At 55.2% G+C, this 14090-nt stretch carries 10 protein-coding genes; 4 read left to right on the top strand and 6 right to left on the bottom strand.

Annotated elements, in window-relative coordinates; translation table 11 throughout:
* Positions 1-64 precede the first annotated feature (64 nt).
* The 3 genes from RB_RS15285 to RB_RS15275 all read right to left on the bottom strand — a co-directional run bounded on the left by RB_RS15285 (position 65) and on the right by RB_RS15275 (position 3020).
* Entirely contained in the window at positions 65-1168 is a 1104-nt protein-coding gene (locus RB_RS15285) for a Gfo/Idh/MocA family protein (RefSeq protein ID WP_164922070.1), read from the bottom strand.
* Positions 1165-2046 carry a phytanoyl-CoA dioxygenase family protein gene (locus RB_RS15280; RefSeq protein WP_011121414.1) on the bottom strand — a complete coding sequence of 294 codons (882 nt, stop codon included), beginning with the start codon at positions 2044-2046 and terminating at the stop codon, positions 1165-1167. Before RB_RS15280 ends, RB_RS15285 begins: the two co-directional genes overlap by 4 nt.
* A 152-nt stretch (positions 2047-2198) precedes the next feature.
* Entirely contained in the window at positions 2199-3020 is an 822-nt protein-coding gene (locus RB_RS15275) for a sensor histidine kinase (protein WP_007336481.1), read from the bottom strand.
* 186 nt (positions 3021-3206) lie between these two features.
* Between RB_RS15275 and RB_RS15270 the strand changes: the two genes are divergently transcribed.
* Positions 3207-3476, top strand: a complete 270-nt coding sequence (locus RB_RS15270) for a hypothetical protein (protein ID WP_007331368.1) — start codon at positions 3207-3209, stop codon at positions 3474-3476.
* Positions 3477-3649: 173 nt separating this feature from the next.
* The gene (locus RB_RS15265) at positions 3650-4705 is read left to right on the top strand and encodes an NAD-dependent epimerase/dehydratase family protein (protein WP_011121410.1); all 1056 of its coding nucleotides are present in this window, start codon (positions 3650-3652) and stop codon (positions 4703-4705) included.
* Positions 4706-4813: 108 nt separating this feature from the next.
* Here the strand turns inward: RB_RS15265 and RB_RS15260 are convergent, their stop codons facing one another.
* Together RB_RS15260 and RB_RS28345 are read right to left on the bottom strand one after the other, a co-directional pair.
* A complete protein-coding gene (locus RB_RS15260; protein WP_011121409.1) occupies positions 4814-6403 on the bottom strand; it encodes a sulfatase family protein in 1590 nt (529 codons plus the stop codon).
* Positions 6404-6548: 145 nt separating this feature from the next.
* A complete protein-coding gene (locus RB_RS28345) occupies positions 6549-6680 on the bottom strand; it encodes a hypothetical protein (RefSeq protein WP_261340181.1) in 132 nt (43 codons plus the stop codon).
* A gap of 203 nt (positions 6681-6883) precedes the next feature.
* Here RB_RS28345 and RB_RS15255 point away from each other — a divergent pair, with 203 nt between their 5' ends.
* The gene (locus RB_RS15255; protein ID WP_011121407.1) at positions 6884-8056 is read left to right on the top strand and encodes a ThuA domain-containing protein; all 1173 of its coding nucleotides are present in this window, start codon (positions 6884-6886) and stop codon (positions 8054-8056) included.
* A gap of 388 nt (positions 8057-8444) precedes the next feature.
* On the top strand, positions 8445-10925 hold the full coding sequence (locus RB_RS15250; protein WP_231845675.1) for a hybrid sensor histidine kinase/response regulator: 2481 nt from the start codon (positions 8445-8447) through the stop codon (positions 10923-10925).
* 129 nt (positions 10926-11054) lie between these two features.
* Here RB_RS15250 and RB_RS15245 read toward each other — a convergent pair whose 3' ends face one another.
* Entirely contained in the window at positions 11055-13802 is a 2748-nt protein-coding gene (locus RB_RS15245; protein WP_164922069.1) for a hypothetical protein, read from the bottom strand.
* Positions 13803-14090 lie beyond the last annotated feature (288 nt).

Below are 14090 nucleotides of genomic sequence, written 5' to 3'. Positions count from 1 at the left end.
CGGTATGAGCAGTCGCTGGCCGTCTAGATGGTTGATTCGTTGAGTCTACCTGACGGAAGAAATCCTACGGCGATGTCGGTAGCTCAATTGCACGGTGGGTCTTCGCTGATTCGTAACACGCGTCGACCAAAGCCATCGTGCGCAGGTTGTCACGCCCGCTCAGGTTGGGTTCGACGCAGGTCTCCATTGCGACCAACAGTTCCGCCATCGGGCCGGCGAACGCGTCGGGGAACCAGACCTCGTCCCAGCGTGGTTGTTCCCATCGGCCGATGTCCGTCGTCGTCCAATCGATTGTGCTGGGGCATCGACGCGGGTACTTGGGCCAGCCAATGGTTCCACGAGCTATCCCTTCCGTGCCCTCGACTCGCCAAGTGATGCCCAAGTCTTCCGCCGCGCCTTCGCGCGCCGGTCCTGCCCACACGTCATCGCAAATTTGGCAACGCAACCCGCTGGCGTATTCCAGGATGTACAGCCCAATGCCGTCGACGTGCGGGAACGTCGTCCGCGGATCGGTCCGGAAACTAGCAAAGACGCGAACCGGATCACCGAACCAGTACCGCATCGCATCCAAGTGGTGAATCGACATGATTCGGCATGTCATCCAACCCTGCCGTTGTTGCCACGGCATCCAATGCGGGATCGCTCGCATGTCGATGGTCGCCAAAACAGGTTCGCCGAGTTTTCCTTGATCCAACATCGTTTTGCAGGCGCGGATGGAGTGGTCGTAGCGCATGTTTTGATTGACGCAAAGCGTGACTCCTGCGTCGTGGCAGAGATCGACAATCTTCTGGGCTTCAGAGAAACAGCCCGCGATAGGTTTTTGGGCCAAGATGCCACGGATGTGCGGATGCCGAACCACTTCACGAATGATCTCGAGTTGAACGTCGGGCGGGACCGCGATGTCGACGACTTCGATGGAAGTGTCGGTCAAGAGTTCGCTTGGATTGTCAAAGACTCGGGTGATTCCATGCCGCTCTGCCACCTTGTCGGCTTGTTCTCTTCGTCGCGAAGCGATCGCGGCGGGATGAAAGCCTGCCGCTCGGTACGCCACCAAATGGCAATCATCCATGATGAACCCGGCACCGATGCACCCAATGGGCACATTGCGATTTTGGGGCATGACGGGATCGATGCCCAAGTCAGCCGCGTCGCTTTCACGATGCGTCAATTGTTCGCGTCCTTTGATGTTGGTTTCAAAGAGGTCGCGCTGGCGTCTCGATTCGGATCCAACCACGCCATGGACTGACCTTGCGAATCGTTTTGGTGCACGTCCGTGTCTTCAAATCGTTGCCCGCCTATTTCACGCACCGCAGAATCTGGCAAGCGATCCAGTGGCGTGTAGCGGGGGTGATGCGATTCTTTGTAGGGATCATTGGACTTGGCGTTGTAGCAACAAATCATCGACCAACGCGGATTCTCGCTGTGATTTTGATCGCTGCGGTGCAACAGATTGGAATGAAAAAAGAGCACATCGCCAGGATTCATTTCAACATGAACGAGCTCGAACCGTTTCAAAATCTCCGCCACCCGTTCTGGATCAGCACCGGCTTGTTGGCCGGTCAGTTGATGGTGAACGCGTCCGCAAGCATGAGAGCCTCGGATCACTTGCAGGCATCCGTTTTCGCGAGTCGCCGGATCGACGGCAATGAAACAACTGACCAGATTCGGCGTTAAAACACCGTTGCCGTACCAGTAGCCGTAGTCTTGATGCCACGCCCACGCGCCACCGACTCGCGCGTCCTTCATGATCATCTTGGAGTGGTAGTGATACGGTTCGTCTCGCAGCAATTGCTCGGCCCTTTGGACCAATCGATTGCAGCGTGCGAATGCACCGTAGATGCCGTTGCCGGGATGGTTCCAAACGGACAATCGAACGGTGCCGCCTTCGCCGTCATCGCGACCAAACGCGTGGTCGTCCAGGCGTTTGTCTTCTTTGGCCGAGCGGCGCAGCAGTTCGATCTCATCCGCATCGAACAATGACGAAGCCAACAAGAAACCTTGGCTGTCGTAATCGGCAATCTGGGCTTCAGTGAGTGGGCCGGGCATATTTGCGGGAGTTGGTTCGCGGAAACGAATGACAACTTGTCATTGTATGCGATCCATTGCACCGACGGATTCGGTCACGGATGAAGAGGAGCACGACTCGCTTTGTTCCCAAGCATCGGCGTGAATGCCATGTGGAACATGGCCTCCAATCCTCAGGCAGCGGCTCGTTGGGAGGGGCTGATTGGCAAACGGATGATGAACGCGGTGCCACGGCCGACCGAGCTTTCGACTCGCACGCGCCCTTTGTGTTCGTCGATGATGTCTTTGCAGGCGGCCAGTCCCAAACCCGTTCCGCCCTTTCCCGTTTCATCGGGACCGGCTTTGGTGGAGAAGTACGGATCGAAGATCTTGGGCAAGACGTCTTCCGGGATGCCTTTGCCTGAATCGCGAACGGTGAGTTCGACATAGCCGTTTCCGTCAGCACCACTCTCACCGGAAGCAACGCGAATCCATAGCGTGCCACATTCGCCGATCGCTTGTCGCGAATTGGTCAACAGGTTCAGCAGCAACCGTTGGATTTGATTGCCGCTGGCGTGAACGGTTGCGGTTTCGGCGAGATCGGTTTCGATGCTGATTCGGTACTTCTGCATTTCGCGTTGCATCAGCACCAATGTTTCACGAACCAAGCCACTCAAATCAACCGGGCCCATCGCATCGCTGCGGTTGCGGGCTTGGGCCAAAATCGTGTTGGTGATTTGTGCAGCTCGCTCGGACGCTTCCAAAATTTTCGTCAGTGCTTTGTCTCGGCTGGCTTTGTCTTCGTTTCGTAGTCCCAACTTGGCATAGTTGATGACCGTCATCAGCACGTTGTTGAATTCGTGCGTCGCGGTTCCTGTCAGCTCGCCCAGTGTCGCCATCCCCTGCAAACGCTTCACTTGCTCTCGAAGCACCGTCAGCTCGTTGGCAGTGCGCTCATTGGATGAGGATTCAGGAGCGGCGTGAGTCGAAGCGGCGGCAGAAGCTTGTTGCGACATAGCTGAATTGGAATCCAAGCAGGAAGGGAGTGGCTGTTTGATCTATCGGAACAACCCACACGGTTGATAAATCCCTGCTATCCGGCCCGCAAACCTTACCCTCCACGGCTCGTTTGCCCCGGTCACTTGTTCGCCCTGAATCACGCAGGCGAAAAGCCCCTCTCCAGTGACTGCAAAGATCTCGAAATGAATCGGTTTGACGACGAGAACGTGCTGGAACGCCTGAAACGGATGACCCGCATCGCCCGGCAGAATGGATTTGAAATTCGCGGTGAACCGTTGGAGGGGGCTGGCAGCACCTGGTGCGAAATTCGCGGCAAACGCATGCTCTTTCTAGATTTGACACAAACGGCCGCCGAGCAAGCTCTCGCGATTGAGGAGATTTTGGAGATGACTCGGATGATCCGCCCCAACGCTCCTGTCGCTGCTCCTGCGAGCGTGAAACAGGCTGCTTGAGCCTGCGGAAAGAGCCTCCATCGACCGCTTACCCACCTTCACCGGGGTGGATCCGTTCGTCGCATCGTCGTTTTTGTGAAAAAAACGTGCGGCGGTTTTGGAGTTTCGATTGCGAATTACAATCGGACGGCCGTTTTCTTTTGATGTTGGTTTTTAGGTAGGTTTGACGTGCTATGCGTGTGATTGTGACAGGTTCCAGTGGGCTCATCGGCTCGGCCGCGGTGCGGCATTGGGACGCCCTGGGTAACGAAGTCATCGGCATCGACAACGACATGCGCGCCACCTTTTTCGGCCCGGATGGCAGCACGAAGTGGAACCAGTCGCGGTTGGAGCAGGAAACGAAGAACTTCCGAACGGTGTCGCTGGACATTCGCGACCGCGACGGCGTGTTGGATTTGTTCAAGAACGAACCACCGGATTTGGTGATCCATTGTGCGGCTCAACCTTCGCACGATAAAGCGGCCGCAATCCCGTTCTTGGATTTCGAAGTCAACGCCAACGGCACATTAAACCTGCTCGAAGGAACTCGCCAGCACGCCCCCGAAGCTGTGTTCTGCCACATGAGCACGAACAAGGTTTACGGTGATGCACCCAATGAGTTGCCGCTGGACGAGTTGGAAACCCGCTGGGAATACGCTCGCGAAGAAGACTACGACGGCATCAGTGAATCGTGCCGCATCGACCAAACCATGCACTCGTTGTTCGGTGCGTCCAAGACCGCTGCCGATGTGTTGGCTCAGGAATACGGAAAGTACTTCGGTCTGAAGACTGGTATTTTTCGTGGTGGTTGTTTGACCGGTGCCAGCCACAGCGGCGTCGAGCTGCACGGCTTTTTGAGTTACCTCGTTCATGTCGCCGTGACGGGCAAGCCTTACACGATCTTTGGTTACAAAGGCAAACAAGTTCGCGACCAAATCGAATGCAGTGACGTGGTCAAAGCCTTCGAAGCGTTTTCAAAGAACCCGCGTCCGGGTGAGGTCTACAACATTGGCGGCGGGCGTGAGAACGCGGCCAGCGTGTTGGAATGCATTCAAAAGATCGAAGACATTTCGGGTCACAAGGTGGAGTGGACGCTGGGCGACGACAATCGCAAAGGCGATCACATCTGTTACATCAGTGATCTCAGCAAACTGCGACGCGATTACCCGGACTGGGACATTCGCGTGTCGCTGGACGAGATCCTGCGGCAAATGATTGCAAGCGAAGAGTCCAAACTCGCCACGGCATGATTTGTAAACGCGATTGAATTTGATTCACAAAAAAAGCCGCTCACCGGATGAATCCAGTGAGCGGCTTTTTCGATGTTGGTCAGTGTGACCTATGCGGGTGGCTCTGTCTTAGCGACTGCGACCGGCGTCGAGGAGCTTTTGAAGTTCCTGTTGCATTTGTTTCGCTCGTTCAGGTTCGCTGTCACTTAAATCGTTCTGTTCGGCTGGATCCGATTCAAGGTTGTAAAGAGCGAATTGGGGAACTGGTTTCCGCGTCATCGACAAGTCGAAGTTGTACGACTTCTTTTGATCGTGGCGAACGAGTTTCCAATCGCCGACGCGGTAGCCGTAGTTGCCGACTTTTCCGTTGTCTTGTTGGACCAAGTGTTCGCGACCGGAGGCACCGGACTGATTCATCAACGCTCCGAGCACGTTTTGGCTGTCCAAGCTAGCGTCGTTTGGTAGTTCTTGCCCGACCATGGCGGCGAGACTGGCGGCAAAGTCGATGGTGCAAACCATTTCGTCGCTGACACCGACGGGAATCGTGCCCGGCATGCGGGTGATGAACGGCGTTCGCGTACCACCTTCGTAAACCGTGTATTTGCCGCCTTGATACGGGCCATTGGGATCGTGGTTGCCAAGCTTTTCATTGGCGTCGTCTTTGTAGCCGTCGTCCAAGACAGGACCGTTGTCGCTGCAAAAGACCAACATGGTTTTCTCGGTGAGTCCGTTTTCTTCCAACGACTTCATCAGTTCTCCAACGCACCAATCCAGTTCAGCGATCGCGTCGCCGCGAGGCCCCAGTTTGGTGCTGCCTTGGAAACGTTCGTGGACGACACGTGGAACGTGCAAATCGTGAGAGGCAAAGAACAGAAAGAACGGTTCTTCTCTGTTTTCGGCAATCCAACGCTTAGATTCCTCCACCCAGCGGTCCGACAAATCTTCGTCACGGAAACGAGCGGCGTGGCCACCGGTGTAGAACCCGATTCGGCTGATGCCGTTGTGGATCGTGGAGTTGTGACCGTGCGACCAATCCATCTTCAGTGTGTCGCGGTGGGTGATCCCGGTTGGGTGATCTTCTGATGGTTTCTTGTTGCCGACCCAAAGTGGATCTGCAGGGTCCAAGTTTTCAACGTTGTGATCGTTGACGTAAACCTGCGGCACGCGGTCGTTCGTGGTGGGGAGCAAAATGCAGTGATCGAAGCCGATTTCCAACGGTCCAGGTTTCAGGTCACCGTTCCAATCTGGGCCTTCGTTCTTTTCACCCAGGCCAAGGTGCCATTTGCCGATGACGGCCGTTTTGTAGCCGGCGTTTTTCAGAATGCGGGCCGTTGTTGTCGTTCCGGCAGGAATCAACGCGGGGCTGTTCGGTGGAGCGATGCCGGTATTGGGAAAACGGAATGCGTAGGTGCCAGTCAGGAACGAATAACGGGTCGGGGTGCAGGTCGATGCCGAACAATAACCGCTGGTGAAGCGACAACCTTCCGATGCCATCTGATCAATGTTGGGAGTCTCCAGACCCTTGGCACCATAGCAACCGATGTCGCCGTACCCGAGGTCATCGGCCATCACGACGATGACGTTGGGGCGATCGTTGTCCGCCGCTGAGGTTTCCGATAATGGCGATACGACGCACGCGAAAAAGAGTAGAAGTGGGAGGAAAAGGCTCGGTGACCGACCCTGGGAAGTGTCAGATCGTCTCGCTTGATTGAACGGCATGATGCTGTTGGTTTGGGGGAGGGGGAGGGGGAGAGGTGGGGATCAGGCGCTTGATTGTACTCGCGTCCGCAAAGGCTGGCACCTGTTGATCGGTCGTCGCCCTGGCACCGAAAGTTGAATCGGTGCGAAAGCTGCACGGATGGGTCTATAGAAACATCCGGTCAGAAGACTGATGCTGGACGGCTTTTTGCCAGATCGCAGGGCGGCTGCCACCATAGGTCGAAATGCCTTCGTCAACCGAGCGATCAACGATTTGCGAGAGATACTTGTGCGGCATGGACCCGTCGAATTGCGACATGTGAATTGATGTTTCGTCGTTTTGCGGAAAGCGGCGTGGATCGTCGGGCGATCGAGATGAAGATGGATTAAATTCAGAGACGTCCGCGAGGCATCTTGCTCGTCAGTTGCCACTCACGCTTTTCAAGCGAACGATCGCGGCGCCGCCTTCCATCCACCCCACCTCGGTACTCCCATTGATCTATGAAGACTTGGCTTTCTCTAATTTTGTTGTCCGTTGTCGCCATCCCGCTTTCCACCTCTGCCGCCGAACCGGACAACGCTCCGTTGGTTTATGAAGGCGGCGAAGGAATTGGTAAGGGCAAGCACATCGTGTTTGTCGCGAATGATCACGAATATCGATCCGAACAAACTTGTCCGCTGCTGGCGAAGATTCTGGCAAAACACCATGGGTTTCGTTGCACCGTGTTGTTTGGAATTGATGAAGATGGCGAGATCAAAGCGGGTGACTCACCCGTGCCCGGGATGGAGGCTTTGAAAGACGCTGACTTGCTGTTTTTCTTCACTCGTTTCATGAAACTACCCGACGAACAAGTCGACCTGTTGGTGGACTACTTTGAACGCGGTGGGCCGGTCGTTGGAGCTCGGACGTCCACTCACTGCTTCAATGGACAAAAAGGAAAGTGGGCGAAGCTGAACTTCAACTACGAGGGTGAAGATTACCTCGGTGGTTTAGGTGAACAGATTTTTGGCAACACTTGGCACTCGACGCGAGGGCAAAGTCACTACGGCGGCAACCACAGTTCGAGCAGTCGGATCACCGCGGTGGAATCGGCCTCCGATCATCCGATCATGACCGGGGTTGGAACGATGCACGGCTACAGCGGAGCGTATTCGTCTCGTCCGCCAGCCGGATCAATTCCATTGGTGGAGGTTCAGGTTCTCAATACGTTTGAACCAAGTGACGATGTCAACACGGACAAGCCAAAGGTGTCTGCTGGTTGGACTCGGGATCACTACGTTGCGCCATCGGGCGAGAAGAAGGATGCTCGCGTTGCTTACTTCTCGTACGGTGCGTCCGAGGATTTGCTCGACGAAGACACTCGTCGCTGTTTCGCAAACGCTTGTTTGTGGGCACTCGGCATGGAAGACCAGATCACCGGGGATTTGGACATGAGCATTGTTGGGTCGTTCGTTCCAACACCATTCACCACCGGCGCGTTGTATCGTGATAACGTCCGGCCTTCAGAACTGGCCAGCTGGGACAGCGAGATCATGCCGACAGATCATGTGCTGGGCGGAATGGACAAGCCAAAGATGGTTCGTAAGGTCCAGTCAGCCCTGAAGGCACGCCCCAAGTTGCGTGAACAAGTCGCCAAGGATTACCCCAAGCTATACGGCGAAGACGCGAAATAGCCTCTTCAGCAATGGTTCGACCGCCGACGTTGCAGCTGCATCCAATCGGTCGCCGACCATTTTTGCGATCGTGAATGAGCCTCAGGTCGCGGACTGTTATTGATGACAGCCCGCGGCCTTTTTTTGCATGGCGGCATCCTCGCAAACCAATTCGGGTCACTCAGATACTTTGCCGGTTTGCACGTGATACGGGCAGAATACACGTGATACGGGCAGAATAAGCGAGTACGCAGGTTGCGAGCGTTTCCTGCCGTCAGAGTGATTTTCGCAATTGCTTGTTCGGGGGGTGACCTCTATTTTGGGCGAGTGCCATCAAATTGATTGGTGGCTGTGCGTTCACCTGGTTGGACGCAACTCGGGGGAACGCAATTGGTCGATCAAGCATCGGATGGTCCGTCGATGCGATCCTGAGCGTTATCGCCAATCTCAAGAGAGCCTTCAAAACTCTCAACCCAATCCCATCAGCATTCCCGTCAGCACGGTCAACGAGCTGCACAGCAATTCACTCGGCATGGCTCACTCGTTCAATCCCTCGATCGCGATCGCTGACACAAACGAACGCTATGTGTCGGCCAACGCTGTCTATGCCCAGCAGTTCCATCGCTCACCGTCAGAATTGTTGGGCGGCACCATCCGAGAAATGGTGGGCGATGACAATTACCAATCGATGAAGCCGCACTTGGATCGAGCGTTTAGCGGTGAGCAGTCGACTCAGTCGGTTGCTGAGGCAACGACCGATGGAGTGACGACGTACCGACAAGTCAGCTATGACCCTCAGCTTTCTGCGGACGGGCAAGTCACAGGCGTGATGATTGTGGCAATGGATATCACGGACAGCAAACGTCGTGAATCAGATCTGCGGGAATCAAACGAGTTCAGCCGAGCGATCTTGGAGAGCAGTCCCGACTGTGTGAAGGTGCTGAACGAAGAAGGAGATCTAATGTCGATGAACGCCAAGGGAATGTGCTTGATGGAGATCGATGATCTGGAGCCGTTTCGCAATCAGGCGTGGTGGAGCTATTGGCCGGAACAGGCACAGGGAACGGTTCGCAAGTCATTGAAAGATGCTCGTGAAAATGGTGAAGGCCGTTTCGAGGCTGAGTGCCCAACCGTAAAGGGGACGCCGAAATGGTGGGATGTGATCGTGACTCCCGTTCGTCGCAATTCGGGCGAGGTCAAACAGTTTGTCGCGGTTTCGCGAGATGTCACCACGCGGCGTTTGCACAAACAAGAGCTCGAGGAGCGTGAGAAGCGGCTTCATCGAGTGATCGACAACATGAACAGTTTTGTCGGCATCGTTGATCTTGATGGGGTTCTTCAGGAGGTCAATCAAACCGCCATCGATGCGGCATCCGTGGCTCGCGAAGACGTGATCGGACGGCCGTTTTGTGAAGCGTTTTGGTGGTCGCATGATGATCAAGTCGCCGAACAAGTGAAGTCGTCAGTTCAAGCGGCGATTCGTGGGGAGACGTCTCGGTTTGACATCGCCTATCGAATCGCGGGCGACTCATCGCGGATGGTGGATGTATCGTTTGTCCCTGTGCGAGATGAATCTGGGCGAGATGAATCTGGTCCGCCTTTGTATGTCGTCGCTTCGGGCTTCGATGTGACGGATCGGTATGAGTTCGAACGCTCATTGAAGGACGCGACGGATGCGGCGGAACAAGCCAATCGGGCGAAGAGTCAATTCCTCGCGAACATGTCGCATGAAATTCGGACGCCGATGACTTCGATCTTGGGCTACGCCGACCTGATCTCGCAGAAACAGATCGATGAGGACACTCGCTCCCACGTTGCAACCATTCGACGCAACGGTGCGTTTCTGTTGGGGTTGATCAACGATATTCTCGATTTGTCCAAGATCGAAGCGGATCACATGGAAGTCTTTGATGAGTCAGTGAATTTGATTCACCTGATCGAAGATGTGCTCAGCATCATGCAGGTCCGTGCGGCGGAGAAGGATCTTGAGATTCGTGTCGATTACTGCGGGAAGATTCCCCGAGAGATCCAAGCGGATTCGAAACGTCTGCGACAAATTTTGGTCAATCTCGTCGGCAACGCGGTGAAGTTCACCGAGGCGGGGCACGTGCGTGTCGCTGTTCGAGCGGAACAAAGCGATCGTAGAACTCGTGTCCATTTTGATGTGGTTGATACCGGCATTGGGATCTCTGACGAACGGATGAAGAAACTGTTCCAACCGTTTTCGCAAGGTGACCCTTCGATCATGAGGACGTATGGCGGGACCGGCTTGGGGTTGGTCATCAGCCAACGATTGGTTGCCATGCTGGGCGGTGAAATTACCGCGCGAAGTCGAGTCAACGAAGGCAGTTGCTTTTCGTTCTGCATCGACGCTGGCCAGGTTGATTGCACATCGCCAACGACGGCGTTGGACCAGGAATCGATTCGATCAATCGTTCCGCAACCTCCCCAATCCGAGTCAGCCTTGTCGGAGTCAGATGACGGCCTACTTCCGCCGTCGCTGGATTGTCAGGTGCTGGTCGCGGATGACCGGCGAGACATTCGCTATCTGCTCAAACGCATATTGGCGGGAGCCGGTGCGTCGGTGGATGAGGTCGAGGATGGCCAGCAGGCGGTCGACCACATTGCTCAAACATTGTCGTCTGAGTCTTGTCCTCAAGTCGTGATCTTGGACATGCAAATGCCCAACTTGGACGGATTCGAAGCGACGCAAGAGTTGCGAACGTTGGGCTACACCGGCTTGATCATTGCGTTGACGGCGGACGCGATGGATGGCGATCGCCAGCGTTGCCTTGATTGCGGGTGTGACGACTACATGAGCAAACCAATCGACTCAGCCAAATTGATTGGCAAGATCGCAGGTTTGCTGAAACCCACTGGCGTCGAGTAGCCGACTGGCGAAGCCGAACTTCTTGCGAATCGAACCACTCGAGACCTGCTTTCGAACTCGAAGCTTTGGTTCAAACCGAAACCCAGTTTGAAAGCTGTTGTCCTGCCGATTTGGAAGCCAGACACCAGCTTAGAAGCCGAAGATTGGGGCCTTGGGTTGTTCCTTCAGTGGCATGCCACAATCAGGAGTCGGGCATAGGGCGTTCGATGTCGTGACACCGCAATCGATCAGTCCTCCTTCGGAAGTTCCGACCAAACCGAGCAAGTATTCAGGCTCAATTGGGCCTGGATCAATCCAGAGTCCATCGGGTGTCAGTTCCATCGTGCCAAGGTCGAGATCCAATCCGCGGCGAACGACTTCGAAGTTGACGAAGATATTCAGCAGCGAGTTTTGCGAGTCCAGCAAGTCACCCAGTGCCGAGATCGTATCGCGAGCCGCGGTGGGACCGCTGTTCAACCCGCGAGCATCTCGGAACGACCGAATGTCTTCGTTGAGTTCCAACTGATTCGCGGCGATGCGAACTGATTGGCGTCCCAGTTCAAAGTTGATTCGGTTGGCTTGAAGTTGACGAATGCTTGAGCGAAGGCCCTGCCACACGCTGTCTTCAAAGTTGTAGTACGACCGTTTGGCTTGTTCGTATTCGATCAAGGCTTGGCGATACGTGTTGCGTTCTTGAAGTCGAGTGATCGGGGCGTCCCAACGAAGCCCAATTCGAAGGCTGGTGTTGTCATTGTTGGGAAGGTCCGTGACCGCCGCACGACTGACTCCGCCGGAGACCACCAAGTCCAAATCGCTTTCGAGATCGTCTGCGAAGAATTCGATGCGACGATAGGTATCCACCAACGCGGCTCGAGCGTTCGCCCAGTCACGACGGTTTACACGGGCAATTTGAAGTGCCTCGGCGGGATTGATTTCGACTTCGGGTAGCAACAGCGATTCCACTCGAGCACGGGCTTGGATCAGTTGCAATGCCAGAACGTCTTCACCCAAATTGGCCAACAGGTCCTGGCTAGCGAGAATCACTTCGCCGCGAACTTGAGAGGCAATCTCAACTCCGTTGTCGGATTGTGGGCCGGTTGCGAGGAAGACGTCGATGCGGTCGTTGAGTTGCTTCACAGCGACCTTGTAAGCATCGAGTCGACTTGAGATCTCGCGGAACTGAGAATCCAATTCCTCGCCAAGTTCCAGCACAGGGTCCAAATCGAAGATGGATTCATCAACCGTTTCGATGCCCAGAAGCGAACACACGGTCGCTTGTTCTTCGCGGTAGAGTTCCAGCAGAGAATCGGTTTGGTTCTTTCGTTCAGGAATGAGTTCTGCCAATCGCTTCAGATCTTCTTCCACGCGAGGCAAGTCTTCGTTGATGAGTTCTTCTGTGAATTGAGAAAGAGGTTTGACCGAGGCACGGAGTTGTTCGATCAAGCGAATGGTCTGGTCGTTCCAAGCGAGCTTGGTCTCGGGCAGACCTGTTTCCTGATTCAACGAGCTTTCGCTTGATTCCAGTAGTCCAATGTTGATTTGGCCGACAGCCAATCGGACTTCGATCAACTGTTCCCGGCGGTTGCGAAGGGTGCGGTCAATCAACTCGAAACGTTCCAGCATCGGGTCGTTGATTTCAACGCAGATGTAGGGTGGCAAACCAAGATCTCGCAAGAACGAGTCGACTGAGTTTTGGTAGCCAACGCGTCGCGAAACCAATGAGCTTTGTGAGTTCAACAACGCGGATCGTGCTTGTGCAATTTGCAAACGTTGACGAATGATGGCTTCGGGGTCATCGGGGATTGTTGTCAACAGTTCGATCAGGGTGTTGTCAAGGATGACCAAGTTTTCACCGAGTCGAGCAATGTTCTCTTCCAAGTTGCGGATTTGCAGTTGGTCTTGCAGCAGACCGATGAAGCCGCCGGCTTGGGGCACGCCTCCACCTCCGCCGCCACCCAGGTTGGCGAATCCAGAATCGAATCCCGTGAAGGCACCGGTGTTGGCCGAGAATGTACCGCCCGAACGACTGACACTGCTGTCGTTGTTTCTGCCTGTGACGATGTCGAGGTAGAAGCCGCGACGGAATCGTTCGAAGTTTCGGACATTGGCGAGCAGTCGACGTTCGGACAGCGTCAGCAATTCCATGATGCGATCACGGCCGGCACCTCTGAGGAGCGGTTGCAGCAGTGTGAAGTCCAGGACCGTCGATGTGGTTCGGGTGTCCGGTCCACTCAGGTTCCAGACAACTTCGTTGGCAAAGTTGACCAACAAGTTGGCTCCGGTCGCGAACTGACGACGAAGTGCCACGTCGCCTCCGACGCTGGTGACCGAATCGGAATCGCGAAAGGCTCCAAAGCGTTGGTCGTTTTGGTTGAACGAAGCTCCGGCACCAGCAAAGTATTGGGTGTCGAACTGAAATCGCTGGCTTGAGACATCCAGAGCCGACAAATACAGCTGTTCCATTTGACGTTGATAGTCAGGCGAATGCAGCAACGCGATTTTGACCGCGTTCTCGGAATTAAGTTCCAGGATGCCGTCCTCATTGAGCGGCAAGAATTGCCACCAATCGGGACTTTCGGCAGTGTTCGTTAGCCCATTGGCTTCCCACATCGGATAGCCACGTCGGCCATCGACGCACTGCATGTACCGGCTCGAGGCAGGGTCATCCAATGGCATTGGTTGGAAATCGAGATCGAATGGGTTGAACATTCGGCTGCGTCGGTCCAGTTCGATCCGGAGCGGTGCGTTGACCGGGCGTGAGACGTGCGAGGCTTTCTCGTCCATCAAGGCGTAAGCCTCGTTGTCAGCCTGTTTGCGATAATGTGTGCGGTTGCACCCCATCGCGGCGGGCAGAAGCACGGATGCGGTGAGTAGCCAAATGGATGATATTTTTCGCATGGTCACGATCGATCGCCTTCGGAGACCTGGATGTTCGGTACACGCCTTCGGGTCGGTACCGACGTGTTCACAGGATCATTTCGGACGATGCGGGCGATCGGCTTGACCGGCAAGTCGGTGCATATCGCGCGAACCGCTTCAATCGGCGCCCCGTCGTGAGGGATGTTCCGGTTATGCCGATCGGTCGGTCAAAGCGACCGTCGCGGACGACCGGAACGGAAAACTTGATGAAAATTCTCCAAGCCGGCGTTGGACTGGATTAAGCTAACGCGTCAAGGATCCCTATCT

Origin of the sequence: Rhodopirellula baltica SH 1 (assembly GCF_000196115.1) — a bacterium.
In the GTDB taxonomy this organism is placed as follows: Bacteria; Planctomycetota; Planctomycetia; order Pirellulales; family Pirellulaceae; genus Rhodopirellula; species Rhodopirellula baltica.
This window is presented reverse-complemented; position numbering and strand designations above follow the sequence as displayed.

Excerpts from the sequence above, each read along its gene's own strand:
- RB_RS15280 (WP_011121414.1), bottom strand. The coding sequence starts at position 2,046 with ATGCCCGGCCCACTCACTGAAGCCCAGATTGCCGATTACGACAGCCAA.
- RB_RS15275 (WP_007336481.1), bottom strand. The coding sequence starts at position 3,020 with ATGTCGCAACAAGCTTCTGCCGCCGCTTCGACTCACGCCGCTCCTGAA.
- RB_RS15270 (WP_007331368.1), top strand. The coding sequence starts at position 3,207 with ATGAATCGGTTTGACGACGAGAACGTGCTGGAACGCCTGAAACGGATG.
- RB_RS15265 (WP_011121410.1), top strand. The coding sequence starts at position 3,650 with ATGCGTGTGATTGTGACAGGTTCCAGTGGGCTCATCGGCTCGGCCGCG.
- RB_RS15260 (WP_011121409.1), bottom strand. The coding sequence starts at position 6,403 with ATGCCGTTCAATCAAGCGAGACGATCTGACACTTCCCAGGGTCGGTCA.
- RB_RS28345 (WP_261340181.1), bottom strand. The coding sequence starts at position 6,680 with ATGCCGCACAAGTATCTCTCGCAAATCGTTGATCGCTCGGTTGACGAA.
- RB_RS15255 (WP_011121407.1), top strand. The coding sequence starts at position 6,884 with ATGAAGACTTGGCTTTCTCTAATTTTGTTGTCCGTTGTCGCCATCCCG.
- RB_RS15250 (WP_231845675.1), top strand. The coding sequence starts at position 8,445 with ATGGTCCGTCGATGCGATCCTGAGCGTTATCGCCAATCTCAAGAGAGC.
- RB_RS15245 (WP_164922069.1), bottom strand. The coding sequence starts at position 13,802 with ATGCGAAAAATATCATCCATTTGGCTACTCACCGCATCCGTGCTTCTG.